The following is a 20238-nucleotide window of genomic DNA, read 5'->3' on the forward strand; positions in this document are numbered from 1 at the left end:
TGTCATATATGGTTTATTGAACTCATAATTTAACATCTTACTTCCTATTACAGCTGCTCATAAGAGCAGCTATTTAATACTCGTTTATCATGGTATGCACTTTGCAACTGCGTAATTACAGAGGTTACTTTTCAAAAAATTTAATTAGTTAAGAAGGGGCAAAATAATGAAAAATAGTTTCGATACCCAACATGAGCTCACAATTAATGGTGAGCAATATAATATTCATTCTCTGAAAGGGCTTGGCGACAAAGCAAAACGACTCCCCTTCTCCTTAAAAGTCTTGCTAGAAAATTTGCTGCGCAACGAAGACGGCGAAAACATCAAAGAACAAGACATTAATGCGCTATTAAATTGGGACCCAAAAGCAAAACCATCATCTGAAGTTGCATTTACCCCTGCACGAGTAGTAATGCAAGATTTTACTGGCGTACCTGCCATTGTTGATTTAGCTGCAATGCGAGATGCAATGGAAAAGCTCGGCGGAGATCCTGCAAAAATAAATCCGCTTTCGCCTGCTGAGTTGGTGATAGACCATTCAGTACAAGTTGACGGCTATGGAAATGATGGTGCCTTTGATTTAAATGCGAAACTTGAATACGACCGCAACAAAGAACGATACGAATTTTTACGCTGGGGCCAAACGGCATTTGATAATTTAAAAGTGGTACCACCCGCAACCGGCATTGTTCACCAAGTTAATTTAGAATACCTGGCTCGCGTTATTTTTAACGAAGATAGCAATGGTAAAAAGTTTGCCTACCCCGATACTCTGGTTGGCACTGACTCGCACACAACCATGATTAATGGCTTAGGCGTACTTGGCTGGGGTGTAGGCGGCATTGAGGCTGAAGCTGCAATGCTTGGCCAGCCAATTAGCTTACTGATTCCACAGGTAGTTGGCATGAAACTTAATGGCCGATTACCAGAAGGCACAACAGCAACTGATTTAGTGCTCACGGTAACTGAAATTTTGCGTAACCACGGCGTGGTGGGTAAATTTGTAGAATTTTATGGCGATGGCCTTGCAGATCTCCCCCTTGCCGATAGAGCAACCATTGCTAACATGGCACCTGAATATGGTGCTACGTGTGGTATTTTTCCAATTGATGACGAAACGATTAATTATTTACGTCTTACCAACCGTGATGAAGACCAACTAAAGCTTATTGAAGATTATGCAAAACACCAAGGCTTGTGGCGTAACGATGGCGACGAAGCTCGCTATACCGATACCCTGGAACTAAAGCTCGATGATGTTGTACCAAGCCTTGCAGGCCCAAAACGCCCACAAGATAGAATAGCGCTTAACAAAGCCGGCGAGGAAATCTCTCAGCACCTAAAAGGTTTTCAAGAAGAGCGTATAGCACATCGCGATAAAAGTGATGACGAGCAATCGCGTATCGAAAGCGAAGGCCCCACAACCAACCCTGATGAACCTGTAAACGAAGCACAATTTATGGGGGCGGCAAAAGTTAACTATAAAGGCCAAGAGTTTGAACTTAACGACGGTGCATGCGTTATTGCAGCTATAACAAGCTGTACCAACACGTCTAATCCAAGTGTTATTTTAGCAGCAGGCCTTGTGGCTAAAAAAGCAAAACAACTAGGTATTAACGTTAAACCTTGGGTTAAAACATCACTGGCACCTGGCTCAAAAGTAGTTACCGACTACTTAGAAAAAGCGGGGTTAATGGACGACCTAGAAAGCCTAGGTTTTAATTTAGTCGGTTACGGATGTACTACGTGTATAGGCAACTCAGGACCGCTGGCTGATGAAATCTCACAAGCTATTCAAAAACACAAGTTGGTAGTCAGCTCTATCTTATCGGGCAATCGTAATTTTGAAGGGCGTATACACCAAGATGTTAAAATGAACTTTTTAGCTTCTCCTCCTTTGGTTGTTGCCTACGCAATTGCAGGTAGAACAGACATAGATGTTTATAACGAGCCCCTTGCACAAGATGAAAACGGTAACGATATTTACCTTAAAAACATTTGGCCAAGTGTGAAAGAGGTTAGCGACTTAGTAAAAGAAACGGTTACCAAAGAGATGTTTGCAACAAGCTACGCCAATGTTTATGAAGGCGATAGCCGCTGGCAACAAATTCAAATACCTGATGGTAAGTTGTATGATTGGAACGACGCATCTACCTACATTAAAAAAGCACCATTTTTTGATGGCATGACCGTAGAGCCACCGGGTATTCCTACCATTGAAGGGGCTCGCTGTTTAGCCAAGCTAGGAGACTCGGTAACAACCGATCACATCTCTCCTGCAGGCGCAATTAAAGCGGATGCTCCTGCTGGTCTTTACCTACAAGAGCACAATGTAGAAAAAGCACAGTTTAATTCTTACGGCTCTCGCCGAGGTAACCATGAAGTAATGATGCGTGGCACCTTTGCTAACGTACGACTTAAAAACTTGTTAGCACCGGGTACAGAAGGCGGTGTAACACGCACGCAACCAAACAATAGCTTAGAAAGTATTTACGATGCGGCTATGGCGTATCAAAAAAATGATACACCGCTTATTATTTTAGCCGGAAAAGAATATGGTACTGGCTCATCACGCGATTGGGCTGCAAAAGGTTCATTGTTGCTAGGTGTGAAAGCTGTTTTTGCACAAAGCTATGAACGTATTCACCGCTCTAACTTAATTGGAATGGGTGTACTGCCATTACAATTTAAAGAGGGTGAAAGCTATGAGTCGCATGGTTTGACTGGCCAAGAAGAGTTTGATATTCAAGGCCTTTACGATAAAACCGACGAGATTACACTGATAGCAACCAATGCCGAAGGCAAAAAAACAAGCGTAAAAGCCGATGTACGTATTGATACTCCTAAAGAGTGGGATTACTACAAGCATGGCGGTATTTTACAATATGTACTGCGTAACATGCTTAACTAAGCTGCGTAGTGAATAACTCATAGGCCTTATGGTTACAACCATGAGGCCTTTTTTATAACTGCCTTATTATTGCGCTGTATCAATATACAAAACACATAGCCTATTACACTGGCACCATAACCAGTGGAGGCATTATGTCGCATGTAACTATTATTAGAGTACTTAAAACATCTATTGTACTTGGCCTATGCCTTATAGTTACAGGCCATACACTTATCATATCTAATGGGTTTAATGAGCAATTTGGTATTAACGGCATTATTGCATCCGCAGCTTGCATCGCTGTGAGTATACTATTGTCACTACCCACCAAAATATATTTAACCATTTTACTAATGGAAGCTGAAAAACGTTATACCCGCTCTAATACTCATGAATAGCGCTTAAAGTACACTTAAATTATTAATTTCTTTGTTACGTTTTTCTAATTTTTTTTCGATGTTTTCTGCATCTTCAAACAGCTTTTTAATCGATTCAGGATTTAATATTGAAGGGGTTTGCGTATTAGCTGACATCTCATTAGCACTAGACTCTAAGTTTAAAATAGAGGTATCTTCTGCACCAATCACAGTTATATCCTCAGGGTTGAGGGTTAACTCTATGCTTTTACCATGAGGGTTAGGGCTATCTGAATAATGCCATTGGCCTGTTTCATCTTGCCACTTATAAATAGTACTTGAAGACGTAACCGTTGAGCTATCGCTTGAAATGCTACTCGTCACTTTATCGCCAGCCTCGTGAATGCCTTTTACAGCATGATTTAGCGTATTGGTTGATAACGCAACCATTTGCTCTTTAATTTGCTGGGTTTCTTTGCTGATAGTTGAACCTGAAAGCCAAGGTTGGCCGTCTGGCTTTTTTAAATAAAATAATGATATGACAGCAATTACCATCACTGATATTGCTAAATAGGTAAAGTATTTCATAGCGTTCCTGCTTTGTTTGTTCCTTTAATATAATATTAGTGAATAAAGCACTCACTGGCAATTTTATTATCTAAATTTAGATAATAAAAAACGCAGCCTAAGCTGCGTTTAATTGCGGTTAAATAAAGCGTTAAGGTACTAAATACCATCACCATCCATATGAAGACCGCATTCACGGTTTAAACCAAAAAAGCGCGTTTCTTCTTCAGTCATGCCCGGCTCTAGTTTGCGCGTAGTGTGTACATCGCCCATTGATACATACCCTTGCTCCCATAATGGGTGGTAAGGTAAATCGTGCTTAGTTAGATATTGATATACATCGCGGTTTGACCATTCAATAATCGGGTACACTTTTACCGTGCCACGGCTTATTTCTACAAACTGCTTATCTGCACGGGTAGAAGATTGATCGCGACGTAAACCACTAAACCAGGTACCCGCTTCAATTTCTTTTAAAGCGCGAGTCATTGGCTCAACTTTATTAAGCTGATTATATTGCTTAATACCGTCCTCACCTTGCTCCCATAACTTTCCAAACTTAGCTTCTTGCCATGCTGGGCTCAGCTGCGCCTTGTACACTTTTAAATTAAGTGACAAACGCTCGCTCATTTGCTCAATAAACTGGTACGTCTCAGGGAACAAATAACCGGTGTCTGTTAATACAACAGGAATGTCTGGGCGTTGGGTTGTCATTAAATGCAACATCACCGCAGCTTGAATCCCAAAGCTTGACGATAGAAACGCGGTATCGGGTAAATTTTCAAGCGCCCACGCAACACGTTGCTCTGCGCTCATATTTGCTAATACACCATTAGCATCAGCTAACATAGCCGCTTGGCTTTGTTTATCTAGCTGTAATATATTTTTAAATTCACTCATGGAAAATTCCAAGCCTCACCAGCGCCAAGCGCTGGTATCAAATTATGCGTGAAAATCGGTTACTGATACTTTTACTTCAGCAACAATGCCTTTGCGAATTACAAAGTCACCAAAACATTCACCGTCGTTTCGCTCACTTGCCCACTGGCCAATTAGCTTATCAAACGCCTCTAGGTAAACATCTTCACCTACGTTTTCAAGGTACAATTTAGGAATACGTGTACCTTCTAAATTACCGCCTAAGTAAACGTTGTATTTACCAGGCCCTTTACCTACCAGCCCTGCTTCTGCAAGCATTGCGCGACCACAACCATTAGGACAACCTACAACGCGCATAATAATGCTATCGTCTGGTATTCCGTGTTTAGCGAGTAAAGCTTCAGTTTTTTCAATTAAGCTTGGTAAGTAACGCTCAGCTTCGGCCATTGCAAGCGGGCATGTAGGTAATGCCACACACGCCATTGAGTTTTTACGTTGCTCTGTGTCACCGTCGTCAATCAAACCATGGTTACGAGCAATTTCTTCAATCACTGCTTTTTGATCTGCAGGTACACCGGCAATAATTAAATTTTGGTTTGCCGTCATACGCATGTCACCTTGGTGCACTTCTGCAATTTTACGACACCCTGTTTTAAGTGGCTTATCTGGGTAATCTAAAATACGGCCGCTTTGAATAAATAGCGTAAGGTGGTGCTTACTATCAATGCCTTCTACCCAACCAATACGGTCGCCTCGATGAGTAAATTCATATGGGCGGCTAGGTGCAAAGTTTACACCCGCGCGTTTTTCTACTTCTGCTTTAAATACGTCTGACCCAACACGATCTAGTGTGTATTTAGTTTTTGCATTTTTACGGTTAGAGCGGTTACCCCAATCGCGCTGCACTGATACAACGTGCTCAGCAATTTTTAAGGTGTCTTCTAGCGCGATAAAACCAAAGTCGTCAGCTTTACGCGGATACGTAGCCGTATCACCGTGGGTCATAGCAAGGCCACCACCTACAAGTACGTTAAAGCCAACAAGCTTGCCGTCTTCAGCAATAGCAACAAAGTTCAAGTCATTCGCATGAACGTCTACTTCATTATTAGGCGGAATAGTGACGGTTGTTTTAAACTTACGTGGTAAATAGTTAGACCCTAAAATAGGTTCTTCTGTCGTTTCTGCTTTTTCGCCGTTTAACCAAATTTCAGCATACGCTTTTGTTTTTGGTAATAAATGTTCTGAAATTTTTGCAGCCCACTCATACGCTTCTTGGTGTAGCTCAGACTCAACAGGGTTAGTAGTACACAGCACATTACGGTTTACATCACCTGCGGTAGCAATAGAGTCAATGCCCACGCTATTTAGCATTTGGTGCATGCCTTTAATATTTGGCTTTAAAACACCATGGAACTGAAACGTTTGACGCGTAGTTAAACGAATGCTGCCGTAGCTGGTTTTATCATCAGCAAACTTATCGATTGCTAACCACTGCTCTGGCTTAATAATACCGCCAGGCATACGCGCACGTAGCATTACGTTATGCAGCGGTTCTAACTTTTGCTTTGCACGCTCTGGGCGTATATCGCGGTCATCTTGCTGATACATACCGTGAAAACGTATAAGTTGGAAGTTATCGGCTGTAAAACCACCGGTAATTTCATCTTTTAAGTCTTGCTCTATAGTGCCTCGTAAAAAGTTACTTTCTCTTTTCAAACGCTCGTTATCAGAAAGCTTTACGTTTTTATCTTGTTCGCTCATTTTAAATCCTAAATTTGTTACAGTGACGGCTGTTAGCTGTTAATAAAATAAGAAACGTGATTAATACACGTCTTTCTGATAGCGGTTTGCGCTACGCAGGTCTTTTAAATATTGCTCTGCGTCTTCATCATTTTTACCCGTATTTTCTTTAATGATATCAACCAATGCTTGATGTACATCTTTTGCCATGCGGTTTGCGTCTCCACATACATAAAAGTGAGCGCCAGCTTCTAACCACTCAAAAATGTCTTTTGAGTTTTTGCGAAGCTTATCTTGTACATAGATTTTTTCGGCTTGGTCACGGCTAAATGCCACATCGACTTTGCTCAATAAGCCCGATTTTAAATACCCCTGAATTTCTACTTGGTATAAAAAGTCTTGAGTAAAGTGTGGGTTACCAAAAAACAACCAGTTTTTACCTTGTGCTTCACGCGAATCACGCTCTTGTAAAAATGCACGGAATGGCGCAATACCAGTACCTGGACCCACCATGATAATAGGTGTTTCATCGTTAGCCGGTAAACGGAAGTTGTCATTATGTTCGCTAAATACTTTTACTTTGCAGCCCTCTTCAGCACGACGCGCTAAATAACCAGAACAACCACCTAAGTGCTCGCTGTCAAAAGTATCAAACTCAACAAGTCCAACCGTTAAATGCACTTCGTCTTCAACTTCGCTTTGGCTAGACGCTATAGAATATAAACGAGCCTGAAGCTTACGTAAGCAGTCAACTAATGTTTGTGCATCTAGTTTTGCTGGATTTTGACGAATAACATCAAATATTTGGCGTGGCTCAATGTAAGCACGCATTGCAGCTTTATCTTCAACTAGCTTAAGTAGCTCAGGCGTGCCTGTTGCTGTTGCGTATTTTTCAACAAAACCCGGATATGACTGCGTTAGCTCTAATTTTTCGATAAGCGCATCGCGCACGCTCAATTCTTCATTCGCAACTTTAACGCGACCAGAACCATCAATTTGGGTAAGTTCTAGCACTTCATCAACTAACGCCTCATCATTTAAAAAATATACACCCAGTGAGTCACCCGGTGTGTAAGTGATATCAGAGCCTTCGAGCGAAATTTCTACATGGCGTACATCTTTTGTTGAATCACGCCCGGTAATTTTTTGAACGGCTAATAATTCGGCTTCAAATGGATTTTGCTTTGTGTACTGGCTGGCTGCAGGTGTTGGTGCACCAAATGGCATAACCGCGGCTTGTCCACCTGCGTTACCCTGTTGCGCTTTTAAATCTGGTTCAAATGCATCCAGTGCGCCTTGTATCCATGTTGCAGCTTCTTCTTCGTAGTCAACATCTAAATCAGCGCGTTGGTAAACTGACTCAGCGCCTAACTTATTTAAACGCTCTTCAAAATCTTTTGCTGTTTGGCAGAAAAACTCATAGCTAGAATCACCTAGACCAATGACAGCTATTTTAACACCGTCGAGTTTAGGGGCCTTTTTAGTGGCTAAAAATGCGTGCAACGTTTCGCCATCTTCAGGCGGTTCACCTTCACCGTAAGTCGATACAACAACGGTTAAAAACTTTTCTTTTTTCAGGGCCGTTGGTTTGTAATCAGACATACTCACTAATTTGGCTGATAAACCACGCGATTCAGCTTGATCTTTCATTTGGGTTGCAACACCTTTTGCATTACCCGTTTGTGAGCCATATAAAATAGTTAATACTGCTGCATCGCCCGTTACTGATGTGCCAGCCGTAGGCATACCAAGTGCTGAAGCATTTGCATTAGCTGCTAAGTAACCACTTACCCACGCTTGTTGTATTGGATTAAGCTCAGCCACTAAACCTTGCAGCTTTTGAACTTGCTCTTGCGATAGCGGGCTTGCCGCAGCATTTAGTTGACCTAACAACATGAATCGATTCCCCATAACCCTGAAAATTAAGCACAACACACACCGTGTATTGTTAAAAATGAGTTTTTCCTCAGCCGATATAAGTTTGCTGAGGTTTTCTTACTGTGCAGGATAACGGGCTATCGACTTATCAAAAAAGAATAGAATCTGCTTTGATATTCCATTTAGTTATTAATTTTAAAAAACACCTAAAAAAACAGATTAAAGAGCGATTATTGCTTTTTATTAAATTTTAAATTAACAATTTTGTAACCTAAACAAAGTAATGTATATTATTCACTCATTATAAAAATAGGAACAATCATGTCACACGGGACATATAAAAATAAACTATTCGGAACAGCCTTATTACTTGGCACACTTCCGGTAATGGCAAATGTAGAAAATGGCAGTTTTGAGCAATGGTCAGGCAATACACCTGACGCGTGGAGCACAATAGATAGCGGTATTAGCCTATCGCGCTCAACAAATATTGTTAAAACAGGTAATAGTGCAGCAGCAGTTAATGTAACCACAGGCTCTCAGGCTAACACCGATTTATTACAACAAATAACGGTAGAAGCAGGAAAAACCTATGCGTTTTCAACTGATGTTTACCACACAGAAGGAAAAGTTAAAGCCCGTTTATTCGTAGATGGTTACCAAGGCTACTCCAATAATACGCAAACTAATCAATGGCAAACAATTAGCCATAGCTATACAGCAAGTAGCAATAAAACCATTAATGTTGGCCTACGCTTTTATGATGTCAGTGGCTTTGATGGCAATGAACTTGTCTATGTAGATAACTTTTTACCTACAAGTAACGACAGTAGCTCTGGGAGTTGCTCGGGCAATAGCCTCTCTTTTAGTTTGACGACAGATAATTATGGTAGCGAAACAAGCTGGGCTATTAATAATAACCAAGGTAATACAGTTGCAAGCGGAAGTGGCTATGCGTCTAATACACAATATAACGAAGCACTGTGTTTAGCTGATGGCGCCTATACCTTTACTATTAACGACAGCTACGGTGATGGTATCTGTTGTAGTTTTGGTAGTGGTAATTATGCACTCACTAGTGGTGGTTCAACCCTGGCAAGTGGCGCAAGCTTCAGCAACGCTGAAAGTACTTCATTTTCGCTTGGCGGTGGCTCTGGTGGTACCCCCACAACACCAACAGGTTATTATGTTACAACACAAGGCCTAACCGGTTACGCATTAAAAACTGAGCTTTATAACATCATTAATAATCATAGTTCGCAGGGGTACTCTGCAATATGGAACTTTTATGATTCATCGGCTCGCGATACATACTTTGAAAACGATAATAGTATTTTAGATATGTACAGTGAAAAGCCAAATGGCAACGATAGCTACACATACACAGCCGTTAGCGATCAATGTGGCAATTACAGTGGCGAAGGTGGTTGTTACAACCGCGAACATTCGTTCCCTAAAAGTTGGTTTGGCGGTACTAATGAGCCTATGAACTCAGATGTTCATCATATTTATGCAACCGATGGCTATGTAAACTCTAAACGCAGCAACTTTCCGTTTGGTGAAGTGGCAAGCGCCACGTTTACATCAACCAATGGCAGTAAGTTAGGTTCTGCAAGTAGTGCCATTAATTACACGGGCACAGTGTTTGAACCCATTGATGAGTTTAAAGGTGACTTTGCCCGTGCCTATTTTTACATGGCTACACGCTATGAAAATGTGATTGGGGCGTGGCAAAATAATACCACTGCAAGTAATGCCGTTCTTAACGGCACTAGTACGCAGGTATTTGAAAGCTGGGTTGTTGCCATGTTAATCAACTGGCATAACGCAGACCCTGTTAGCCAAATGGAAATAGATCGAAACCAAGCCGCATTTGAATTTCAAGGTAACCGTAATCCGTTTATCGACTACCCTGAATTTGTAGAAATGATTTGGTAGAAAATATAGCCTCAGCCAAGGCTGAGGCTATTTAAAACTCGCCTGACCAAGTGCAATAGACTCATAGCGCTTTCCCGTTAATTTAATCACCCATACGCTGTCTGTAAATGTGCGGCTAAAATATACAGTTTGCCCATTGGGAATATTAGGCATGAAAGACGTAATAGACTGCCAATCGCTATCTACTTTTTCTTTGAGCTTCATGCTCGCATTATAAAAACTTCCTTGTTCATTTGTTTTTACCTCAAGTGCTGTTAGCTGTTCACCGTCACCTATTTCTATTAATGCGCTTTTATTTAAGTTAGCTAATAACTGAGGTTGGTGAATCGGTTGTAAATTTTTTAATGTTTCATCTATTTTGCTATCTATTGTTATTTTACTCTCTAGCTTGTAAATAGTGGCTTTAATCGCAAATACTGGCTCTGCAATACACGCTGAGGATAAAAACCCAAAAGTAATCCCCATTACCGCTTTATAAAAGTACATTTTCATTCGTTATACTCCTTTATTATTTAGTCTGCCTAGCATAACCAATTTATCACCTATTAAAACTTAACTTATTAATATTCATAATATTCTTTTAATTCATAGTAATGAATATTGCTTATTGGGCTATTTAAACACACCATTTTTAGCGATAATAAATAGATGAGCATTAAACAAGGTAAGGAAGAAACTTGTCGCTAGGAATTGAACTAAAGCAATTAAGAGCAAATAAAAAATGGACGCAAGCATTTGCTGCACGCGAGATTGGTATTCAACAATCTTACTTATCTAAGCTTGAAAATGGACAATTTATTCCGTCCGCTGAGGTAATTGAAAAGCTCGAACTTTGCTATGGCAAAACATGTTTAGATAAGTATTTACCAACAAAAACATTACAAAGCACACAGATTAAAAAAAGGCTGTTTGTAAGTTTAATTATGCTTATTACTGGTCTCGTAATGTGGTTATGCGCAACCTATGAAATTTTCTACCCAGAGACTTACTTTACTTATCAGGCCAAATTAGGCGATTTTGTAGCGTTCAACGTCAGTCAGCACTACCAAGGCGAGCGATATATTGAAGGTGATGTTATTTACCAAATTTTAGGTGAGAGACAAGTTAGCCGGATTGAAAACCGCTTTTTAATTGTAGGCTCCACGCTTTGTATTTTGCTATCCGTTGTCGTTGCCGCTTTTTCTAAAAAGCATTTATTAATTAAGCCTCTAAATAAAGTTTAAACACACTACTTAATGGGCTTTTTAGCGTTCCACTTATCCATTATTTTATTATATAAAATACGATCGTTATCTTTGCATGGCCTTGGCGATCCTGTTGGTAAGCCTACTTTACCCATAACACCATTAAAATCAATCTTGTAGCACATACCTTTGTACATTTCCACCCGCTGACTACCATCTGCGCTTTGCCACAAAACCGCTGACTTTAAATCACTAGAATGCTCAATTGGAACCGTTATGTGCTTGTGATTTTTGCTCTTTGGCAAAGTTGCTATCTGCGGGAAATCAAAGGATACAATAGCATTACTGGAAATTGAAAACGGAGTTATTGATGCGTACGGATCAATTTTTTTAAATGGCTGCTGAGCTTTTGAATTAACCTTATTTTTTATAGGCTCAATCGCGGCTTTATTTACATTATGCTTTTTTCTATCAGTGCTTATGGCAATGCTTTTACTTGTCTCAGTGGCATTCTCTGGTAAGTTTAATTTTAATTGCTGAGCGTTCTCAAAGTCACGCCCTTTAAGCGGCTTAGGTGTTAACTCACTTGCATCAAGCTCGGTATCATTTTCAGGGAGTGAAGCATTCGGCTGTTTACTTTTTGTATTACTGGGTAATGTTGTAAGGTCCACCATTACATACGCTTTTATCACTTTGCCTGCGTATGGTTGTGCTATCTCAACCGTTTGCCTCGAAACCAAATAAATAACAACAATATGTAAACCAATTGATATACCCCACGCTTTATAGTTACCTTTCAACACATCAACTCCCTGTGAACAGCTTACTTTATGAGTATAACTGGGCAGGTTTAGTTCATTTAAAAAGGTGTATTGTCGGTCTAAAAATTATCAATAAGTTACTTTACTGCGGTACTAAATACAAAAAGCCCCAGCTAATGCCGGGGCTTTTTTACAAAACTAACTTAATTAAAAATTAAGCTTGTTTTGGACTAGAAACAACGTCTACTAAAGTCCAAGATTTATTCTTAGAAATTGGTGCACATTCACGGATAGTAACTACGTCACCCGCTTTTGCTGTGTTGTTTTCGTCATGTACGTGTAGCTTAGTTGTACGTTTAATGAATTTCCCATAGATTGGGTGCTTCACGTAACGTGCGATTGCGATAGTGAAAGATTTTTCCATCTTGTCGCTAACTACACGGCCTTGAAGAGTACGAATTTTATCGCTCATTATTGACCTGCCTTCTGGTTAATAATTGTTTTTACACGCGCGATATCGCGACGTACTGTTCTTAGCGTGTGTGTCTGAGCTAACTGACCAGTGCTTGCTTGCATGCGCAGGTTAAACTGCTCACGAAGAAGTCCTAGAAGTTCAGCATTAAGCTCTTCTACGCTTTTGTCTTTTAGTTCGCTTGCTTTCATCACATTACCGTCCGAGTTACGAAAGTTGTTTTGAATGGCAGTTTACGAGCTGCAAGGTCGAATGCTTCACGAGCAAGCTCTTCAGAAACACCTTCCATTTCGTAAAGTACTTTACCAGGCTGAATTTCAGCAACCCAATATTCAACAGAACCTTTACCTTTACCCATACGAACTTCAAGAGGTTTTTCTGTAATCGGTTTGTCAGGGAAGACACGGATCCAGATTTTACCTTGACGTTTCACGTGACGCGTCATAGCACGACGAGCTGCTTCGATTTGACGAGCAGTCATGCGGCCACGGCCAGTAGCTTTCAATCCGAAAGTACCGAAGCTTACTTTGTTACCGTTTTGCGCTAAACCGCGGTTGCGGCCTTTGTGCATTTTACGGAATTTTGTACGTTTTGGCTGTAACATTACTCGCTACCTCTACTTAGCACTTTTCTTGGCTTTCTTTGGTGCGCGTTTAGCTGGCTTCTCTTGCTCTTGTACTAGTGGTAAACCACCAATAACTTCGCCTTTGAAGATCCAAACTTTAACACCAATGATACCATAAGTGGTTAAGGCTTCAGAAGTTGCGTAGTCGATATCAGCACGAAGAGTATGTAGAGGTACACGACCTTCACGATACCATTCTGAACGTGCGATTTCTGCGCCGCCAAGACGACCGCTAACTTCAACTTTAATCCCTTTTGAACCGATGCGCATTGCATTTTGTACCGAACGCTTCATAGCGCGACGGAACATAACACGACGCTCTAGTTGAGAGGCAATGCCGTCTGCTACTAGTTGTGCATCAAGTTCTGGCTTACGTACTTCAGAGATATTAATCTGAGCAGGTACACCAGCGATTTTAGTTACTGCTTGACGTAATTTTTCTACGTCTTCGCCTTTTTTACCGATAACAACACCCGGACGAGCCGTGTGGATTGTTACGCGGATTGATTTTGCTGGACGCTCAATAACGATTTTAGACACAGAAGCTGTTTTTAATTCCTTTGTAAGGAATGCACGAACTTTGTGATCGCCAAAAAGCTGATCAGAGAAATCTTTAGAACTCGCGTACCAGGTAGAAACCCAAGGTTTAGATATACCTAGGCGAATACCAGTAGGATGAACTTTTTGTCCCATTACTTATACTCCTAGCTATCTGAAACCATAACAGTGATATGGCTTGTACGCTTAAGGATGCGGTCTGCGCGTCCTTTAGCACGAGGCATAATACGTTTCATTGTAGGACCATCGTCCACAAAGATCGTAGTTACACGAAGCTCATCAATGTCAGCACCTTCGTTATGCTCTGCGTTAGCAATAGCAGACTCAAGTACTTTCTTAACTAATACAGCCGCTTTTTTCGGGCTGTACGCCAGGATTTCTAGTGCGCGATCGACAGGTAACCCGCGGATCTGATCTGCAACTAGACGTGCTTTTTGCGCCGAACCAGAGGCGAATTTATGTTTAGCTAATGCTTGCATTTATCTTCCCCTCTTAACGTTTCTTCGCTTTCTTATCCGCAGCATGGCCACGGTAAGTGCGAGTTGGTGCAAATTCACCTAGTTTGTGACCGATCATTTCGTCAGAAACGAAAACTGGTACGTGCTGGCGACCATTATGGACAGCAATGGTCAATCCGATCATGTTAGGTATGATCATTGAACGACGGCTCCAAGTTTTAATTGGCTTTTTCTCACCGCTTTCCAAAGCTTTCTCTACCTTCTTCAGCAAGTGTAGGTCTATAAAAGGACCCTTCTTGAGAGAGCGTGGCATGGCTATTCCTCAATATTACTTAGTACGACGACGTACTATAAATTTATCCGTACGCTTGTTCTTACGCGTCTTCGCACCCTTAGTCGGCTTACCCCATGGAGACACAGGATGACGACCACCAGAAGTACGACCTTCACCACCACCGTGTGGGTGATCAACCGGGTTCATGGCAACACCACGAACTGTCGGACGAATACCACGCCAGCGGTTTGCACCTGCTTTACCAAGTGAACGAAGCATATGCTCAGCATTGCCAACTTCACCAAGTGTAGCACGACAATCAGCTTCAACTTTACGTACTTCGCCTGAACGAAGACGTAATGTTACATACTGACCATCACGTGCAAGAATTTGAACGTAAGCACCAGCAGAACGTGCGATTTGTGCACCTTTACCTGGTTTTAATTCTACGTTGTGAACAGTCGAACCTACAGGCATATTACGCATTGGTAGTGCATTACCAGCTTTGATTGGTGCATCAACACCAGACTGGATTGCATCACCAGCTTTTAAGCCTTTAGGTGCGATAATGTAACGACGCTCACCGTCTGCATATAATACAAGAGCGATGTTTGCGCTACGATTTGGATCGTATTCTAAACGTTCAACAGTAGCTGGAATGCCATCTTTAGTACGTTTAAAATCGATTAAACGGTAATGATGTTTATGACCACCACCGATATGACGAACCGTAATACGACCATTGTTATTACGACCACCTGATTTAGAGTTTTTCTCTAAAAGTGGTGCGTATGGCTTACCCTTATGTAAATCAGAGTTAACCACTTTAACTAGGTGACGACGACCCGCAGAAGTAGGCTTACACTTTTGAAGTGCCATAATTCTATCCCCTTATTACTCGGCGCCGCCGACAAAGTCTAGCTCGCTGCCTTCTTTAAGAGTAACGTAAGCTTTCTTCCAGTCGCTACGACGACCGAAACGCATGCCAGTACGTTTTGTTTTACCCTTAACGTTAAGTGTGCGAACACCCGTTACTTCTACTTCAAAAAGCTTCTCAACTGCTGCTTTAATTTCAGCTTTAGTTGCGTCATTTACTACTTTGAAAACAATCGTGTTGTTTTCTTCAGCAGCAATTGTGCTTTTTTCAGAGATGTGTGGAGCAAGGATCACTTTTAAAAGACGTTCTTCACGAATCATGCTAGCGCCTCCTCAAGTTGCTTAACAGCAGCGGCTGTAATAAGTACCTTGTCGAAAGCAATTAAGCTTACAGGATCGATACCAGCTACATCACGCGTGTCAACCTTATAAAGGTTACGTGCTGATAAGAAAAGATTTTCATCTACTTCTTCAGTCACGATAAGTACATCTTTAAGCTCAAGCTCTTTAAGCTTAGCTACTAGATCTTTAGTTTTTGGTGCTTCAAGACCAAAACTTTCAACAACGATTAAACGCTCTTGACGAACTAGTTCAGATAGGATGCTTTTGATCGCACCACGGTACATTTTACGGTTTACTTTTTGGCTGTGGTCTTGTGGTTTAGCTGCGAAGCTAACGCCACCTGAACGCCAAATTGGACTACGGATTGTACCAGCACGTGCACGGCCAGTACCTTTTTGAGCCCATGGTTTTTTACCACCACCGCTTACTTCAGAACGTGTCTTCTGAGCACGAGTACCTTGACGAGCACCTGCTGCGTAAGCAACAACTACTTGGTGTACTAATGCTTCGTTAAACTCACGTCCAAAAGTAGCTTCAGAAACTTCAAGAGCGCCAGAAGCGTCTTTGATTGCTAATTCCATCACTAAATCTCCAGGACTTATGCTTTAACAGCTGGTTTAACGATAACGTCACCGCCGATAGATCCAGGTACTGCACCTTTCACTAAAAGCAAGTTACGCTCAGCGTCAACGCGAACTAGTTCTAAGTTTTGAGTCGTTACACGCTCAGCACCCATATGACCGGCCATTTTCTTACCTTTAAACACCTTACCAGGTGATTGGTTTTGACCGATTGAACCAGGAGCACGGTGAGATAGAGAGTTACCATGTGTAGCGTCTTGCATGCTGAAATTCCAGCGCTTAACACCACCTTGGAAACCTTTACCTTTAGAAGTACCGGTTACGTCAACCTTGTTGATTTCGTTGAATAACTCAACAGTAAGCTCTGCGCCTACTTCAAAATCGCCTTCACCACCGTTAAGGCGGAATTCCCACAGACCGCGACCCGCTTCAACGCCAGCTTTAGCGAAGTGACCCGCTGAAGCTTTGTTTACACGACTTGCTTTTTTAGTGCCTGCGGTTACTTGAAGCGCGTTATAACCGTCTGTTGCGTCAGATTTGATCTGAGCAATGCGGTTAGGTGTCGCTTCAATAACTGTCACAGGGATAGATACACCATCTTCAGTGAAGATTCGTGTCATACCCACTTTACGACCGACTAGACCTAATGCCATTTTCCTAAAACCTCTCTAATCTTCCGATTAACCCAGGCTGATTTGAACATCAACACCAGCAGCAAGATCTAAACGCATAAGCGCGTCAACAGTCTTGTCAGTTGGTTCTACGATGTCTATCAGACGTTTATGGGTGCGGATTTCGTACTGATCACGCGCATCTTTGTTTACGTGCGGTGAAGTAAGTACAGTAAAACGTTCAAAGCGTGTAGGTAGTGGGATTGGACCACGTACTTGTGCGCCAGTGCGTTTCGCAGTTTCCACGATTTCTGCCGTTGATTGGTCAATCAAACGGTGGTCAAAAGCTTTTAGGCGAATACGAATGCGTTGATTTGACATTCTTAACCTCAATATAAAGAGCATTTAAAAGAGCATAAAAAAACGACCGAAACAATCTTAATTATTAAGATGTCGGCTGTTTGATTATATCTACGTTGAGTTCCAAATCGGAACTCCTGTTTATTAGCTTGAAATCCAAGCTTAATTTATCCTTCCAAGTTCCCGGGGGAATTTTGAAAGCCTGCGTATTATAGAGGTATTGGTGATAAATGCAACAACTAATTCAAAACAAAGTATCAATGATTAATTCGTCTAAATAAGTGCCAGCTTATATTGTGTGACTATACTGGAACTAAATTTTTCAATGCGGGTCAATAGCTGCATTAACTAATCTCATTTCGTAAAGAAGCGATTTTTTAGATAATATGGTATCCTATCACGCTAATTTTGCTTTTTAACACCCTCAATATGGTGAGTCGATGCGTATTTTTAATTATTGTTTAAACGTTTTATCTGCTGGATTTAGTCGCTTATTTGTTAAAAGCAAAGTCCTCCCAGAAAACCCTATTAAACAGTACGATTTAAATCCTGATTACCCTACATTTTATATAGTGCGCTTAAACTCTCGTTTTGATCTTGCGGCACTGGCTCATGCTTGTAAAAAACACGGCTTACCTAGTCCTACTGAAGAGCAAATATTAGGTGATGAACATTTAGAGCGATTTATTGGTATTAAAAATCCATCACCTTTATTTGGCGATACAGCAAAACCAACCAATGCACTGGCACAAGGCAAACAAATAATTGATCACCTTATAAATAGTGGCCAAAAAAATGTACAAGTGATACCTGCAACTATTTTATGGGGGCGCGATCCGGGTAAAGAAAAACCAGGATTACGTACTTTAATAACGCATTCGGTTACACCAAGCTGGTTTAGAAAGTTTTTTGTTGTGTTGTTTTCTGGTCGCGACAACTTTATTCGCTTTAGCCAACCTCTCGACTTATCACTTATTGTAAATGAAAAAGCTGATGTAAATGAGCTACCACAAAAATTACTACGTGTTGCCCGGGTTCACTTTAAGCGTCAAAAACTGGCAGCCACTGGCCCTAAAATGCCATCGCGCGAGCAATTGTTTAACTCTCTTCTTGCTTCACCAACAATAAAAAAAGCCATTCAGGATGAAGCAAAAGCTAAAAATATTAGCCAAACCGAGGCACGTCAAAATGCGCTTAAGCTACTTGATGAAATAGCCGCAAACTATTCTGAAGCAATGATACGCGTTGCTGATCGCTTTTTAACATGGCTTTGGAATAAGCTATACAACGGCATACACATAAAACACACAGAGCAATTGCATGAACTAACTAATAAAGGCCATGAAATTATTTACATGCCTTGTCATCGTAGCCATATGGACTACTTGCTTCTTACTTACTCTATTTACCATTTAGGTTTGGTGCCACCGCATATAGCCGCAGGTGTTAACCTTAACTTTTTCCCGGCCGGTGGCATATTTCGCCGCTCGGGTGCATTTTTTATTCGCCGCTCGTTTGCAGGCAATAAACTGTACTCAGCTATTTTTAAAGAATATTTGAGTCAGTTGTTTATTAAAGGTTACTCAGTTAAGTTTTACACAGAAGGCGGGCGTAGCCGCACGGGCCGTTTGTTACCGCCCAAAACAGGTATGCTTGCAATGACCTTTCAAGCCATGCTACGCGGTATCGATCGACCAGTATCAATAGTCCCTGTGTATATTGGCTACGAACATGTCATGGAAATAAATACGTACCTTAAAGAGCTTGCTGGAAAAGATAAGAAAGGCGAATCGGTATTTGGTATTTTTAAAGCGATAAAAAACCTTAAAAACTACGGACGTGGTTACCTAAATTTTGGCGATCCTATTTCGGTTAACCAATATTTAAATGATAACCAACCCGACTGGCGCGACGCGGTTCACCCAACTGACGTACAAAAACCTCAGTGGTTAGGCCCACAAGTCGCAGCCTTAGCAGACCAAGTTATGGTTAAAATTAATAATGCAGCTGCATTAAATGCTGTTAACTTATTAGCAATGGTATTGCTAGTAAACGACAAGCATGCTTTAAGTAAACCAAAACTATTAGCTCAGCTCGATTTTTACTTACGCCTGCAGCGTGATGCAAGTTATAGCGATAAAGTAACCGCGCCTGACGAAACACCGGAGCAACTTCTTACACATGCCTTAAAACTTAACAAATTTGATGTGATAAGTGATGAGTTTGGCGAAATTATTGCAATTAGCGATAAAGAAAAAACACTCTTTAATTATTACCGTAACAATATTTTGCATCTATTTGCAGTACCTAGCTTGTTGGCATTGCACTTATTTAAGCAGCACACAACAACAATTAAGCAGTGTGAACAATTAGTACATTCGTTTTATCCACTATTTGCCAAAGAATGGTATTTACAGCCCCTTGATGAAAACTACATTACGCGTATCTTGGCCAATTTTGCTGATCAAAACTTAATTGAATTTGATGGCGACAATATACACATTACTAATACCAACGACTGCTTAGCAAAATTAGAAATGCTAGGGCGAGCATTGAGCTTCACTCTGCAACGCTACGCTATTGTGATTGGTTTTATACAAACGAGTAATGGTATTGAAAAGGCTGAGCTTGAGCGAGAAAGCCAAGTATTAGCAGATCGCTTAGGCACATTACACGGCATTAAAACACCAGAGTTTTTTGATAAAAAAGTACTGGTTGGTTTTATCGATAACTTACGTGGTGAAGGGCTTGTGACAGAAGGCGATAATGGCTTGGTGGGCAGTACGCAATTGTGCGAAACCTATTCACAACTTAAAACATTGCTACCTGCCCGTATATGGCAATCGATTAGCGACATTGTTCAAGATCAGTGTAACTAGCCGCTA

General features: G+C 41.1%; 22 protein-coding genes. 5 read left to right on the forward strand and 17 right to left on the reverse strand.

The features are described from left to right. Positions 1-166 precede the first annotated feature (166 nt). A complete protein-coding gene (gene acnA / locus ATS72_RS10540; RefSeq protein ID WP_058429978.1) occupies positions 167-2911 on the forward strand; it encodes an aconitate hydratase AcnA in 2745 nt (914 codons plus the stop codon). Positions 2912-3045: 134 nt separating this feature from the next. Then, positions 3046-3291, forward strand: coding sequence for a hypothetical protein (locus ATS72_RS10545; protein WP_058429977.1), 246 nt, complete (start codon positions 3046-3048; stop codon positions 3289-3291). 3 nt (positions 3292-3294) lie between these two features. On the opposite strand, the gene ATS72_RS10550 is transcribed toward ATS72_RS10545, so the two are convergent. The 4 genes from ATS72_RS10550 to ATS72_RS10570 all read right to left on the reverse strand — a co-directional run bounded on the left by ATS72_RS10550 (position 3295) and on the right by ATS72_RS10570 (position 8331). Continuing rightward, positions 3295-3837: a DUF4124 domain-containing protein gene (locus ATS72_RS10550; RefSeq protein WP_058429976.1), complete on the reverse strand. Its 543-nt coding sequence runs from the start codon at positions 3835-3837 to the stop codon at positions 3295-3297. Between the two features lie 138 nt (positions 3838-3975). Continuing rightward, positions 3976-4716: a phosphoadenylyl-sulfate reductase gene (locus ATS72_RS10560; RefSeq protein WP_006791348.1), complete on the reverse strand. Its 741-nt coding sequence runs from the start codon at positions 4714-4716 to the stop codon at positions 3976-3978. 42 nt (positions 4717-4758) lie between these two features. Beyond that, the gene (gene cysI / locus ATS72_RS10565; protein ID WP_058429975.1) at positions 4759-6456 is read right to left on the reverse strand and encodes an assimilatory sulfite reductase (NADPH) hemoprotein subunit; all 1698 of its coding nucleotides are present in this window, start codon (positions 6454-6456) and stop codon (positions 4759-4761) included. 60 nt (positions 6457-6516) lie between these two features. Next, complete coding sequence (locus ATS72_RS10570) at positions 6517-8331, reverse strand: assimilatory sulfite reductase (NADPH) flavoprotein subunit (RefSeq protein WP_058429974.1); 1815 nt, start codon at positions 8329-8331, stop codon at positions 6517-6519. Positions 8332-8634: 303 nt separating this feature from the next. Here ATS72_RS10570 and ATS72_RS10575 point away from each other — a divergent pair, with 303 nt between their 5' ends. Next, positions 8635-10251 carry an endonuclease gene (locus tag ATS72_RS10575; RefSeq protein WP_058429973.1) on the forward strand — a complete coding sequence of 539 codons (1617 nt, stop codon included), beginning with the start codon at positions 8635-8637 and terminating at the stop codon, positions 10249-10251. A 27-nt stretch (positions 10252-10278) separates the two neighbouring features. On the opposite strand, the gene ATS72_RS10580 is transcribed toward ATS72_RS10575, so the two are convergent. Further along, positions 10279-10743: a hypothetical protein gene (locus tag ATS72_RS10580; RefSeq protein ID WP_006791352.1), complete on the reverse strand. Its 465-nt coding sequence runs from the start codon at positions 10741-10743 to the stop codon at positions 10279-10281. Between the two features lie 185 nt (positions 10744-10928). Between ATS72_RS10580 and ATS72_RS10585 the strand changes: the two genes are divergently transcribed. Next, positions 10929-11474 carry a helix-turn-helix domain-containing protein gene (locus ATS72_RS10585; RefSeq protein WP_058429972.1) on the forward strand — a complete coding sequence of 182 codons (546 nt, stop codon included), beginning with the start codon at positions 10929-10931 and terminating at the stop codon, positions 11472-11474. Positions 11475-11479: 5 nt separating this feature from the next. On the opposite strand, the gene ATS72_RS10590 is transcribed toward ATS72_RS10585, so the two are convergent. The 12 genes from ATS72_RS10590 to rpsJ form a co-directional block, all read right to left on the reverse strand. Next, positions 11480-12238 (reverse strand): hypothetical protein, encoded by a 759-nt coding sequence (locus ATS72_RS10590; RefSeq protein ID WP_235591629.1) that lies wholly within the window; start codon positions 12236-12238, stop codon positions 11480-11482. 172 nt (positions 12239-12410) lie between these two features. Then, entirely contained in the window at positions 12411-12668 is a 258-nt protein-coding gene (gene rpsQ / locus ATS72_RS10595; protein ID WP_006791355.1) for a 30S ribosomal protein S17, read from the reverse strand. Then, positions 12668-12859, reverse strand: a complete 192-nt coding sequence (rpmC, locus tag ATS72_RS10600) for a 50S ribosomal protein L29 (protein WP_004588692.1) — start codon at positions 12857-12859, stop codon at positions 12668-12670. The genes rpsQ and rpmC overlap by 1 nt, the downstream gene beginning before the upstream one ends. Then, positions 12859-13272: a 50S ribosomal protein L16 gene (gene rplP / locus ATS72_RS10605; protein ID WP_002957890.1), complete on the reverse strand. Its 414-nt coding sequence runs from the start codon at positions 13270-13272 to the stop codon at positions 12859-12861. Before rplP ends, rpmC begins: the two co-directional genes overlap by 1 nt. A gap of 12 nt (positions 13273-13284) precedes the next feature. Then, complete coding sequence (gene rpsC, locus ATS72_RS10610) at positions 13285-13986, reverse strand: 30S ribosomal protein S3 (RefSeq protein ID WP_006791356.1); 702 nt, start codon at positions 13984-13986, stop codon at positions 13285-13287. 11 nt (positions 13987-13997) lie between these two features. Beyond that, a complete protein-coding gene (rplV, locus tag ATS72_RS10615; protein WP_006791357.1) occupies positions 13998-14330 on the reverse strand; it encodes a 50S ribosomal protein L22 in 333 nt (110 codons plus the stop codon). 13 nt (positions 14331-14343) lie between these two features. After that, the gene (gene rpsS / locus ATS72_RS10620; RefSeq protein WP_004588689.1) at positions 14344-14622 is read right to left on the reverse strand and encodes a 30S ribosomal protein S19; all 279 of its coding nucleotides are present in this window, start codon (positions 14620-14622) and stop codon (positions 14344-14346) included. Positions 14623-14637: 15 nt separating this feature from the next. Further along, on the reverse strand, positions 14638-15462 hold the full coding sequence (gene rplB, locus ATS72_RS10625; RefSeq protein WP_006791358.1) for a 50S ribosomal protein L2: 825 nt from the start codon (positions 15460-15462) through the stop codon (positions 14638-14640). Between the two features lie 15 nt (positions 15463-15477). Further along, positions 15478-15780, reverse strand: coding sequence for a 50S ribosomal protein L23 (rplW, locus tag ATS72_RS10630; protein ID WP_006791359.1), 303 nt, complete (start codon positions 15778-15780; stop codon positions 15478-15480). Further along, positions 15777-16382 (reverse strand): 50S ribosomal protein L4, encoded by a 606-nt coding sequence (rplD, locus tag ATS72_RS10635; protein WP_006791360.1) that lies wholly within the window; start codon positions 16380-16382, stop codon positions 15777-15779. The genes rplW and rplD overlap by 4 nt, the downstream gene beginning before the upstream one ends. A gap of 17 nt (positions 16383-16399) precedes the next feature. Further along, positions 16400-17035 (reverse strand): 50S ribosomal protein L3, encoded by a 636-nt coding sequence (gene rplC, locus ATS72_RS10640; RefSeq protein ID WP_006791361.1) that lies wholly within the window; start codon positions 17033-17035, stop codon positions 16400-16402. A gap of 27 nt (positions 17036-17062) precedes the next feature. Beyond that, entirely contained in the window at positions 17063-17374 is a 312-nt protein-coding gene (rpsJ, locus tag ATS72_RS10645) for a 30S ribosomal protein S10 (RefSeq protein WP_002957900.1), read from the reverse strand. 419 nt (positions 17375-17793) lie between these two features. Between rpsJ and plsB the strand changes: the two genes are divergently transcribed. Continuing rightward, on the forward strand, positions 17794-20232 hold the full coding sequence (plsB, locus tag ATS72_RS10650; protein WP_058429971.1) for a glycerol-3-phosphate 1-O-acyltransferase PlsB: 2439 nt from the start codon (positions 17794-17796) through the stop codon (positions 20230-20232). Positions 20233-20238 lie beyond the last annotated feature (6 nt).

It is taken from the genome of Pseudoalteromonas sp. 13-15, assembly GCF_001468205.2.
Classification (GTDB): Bacteria; Pseudomonadota; Gammaproteobacteria; order Enterobacterales; family Alteromonadaceae; genus Pseudoalteromonas; species Pseudoalteromonas marina.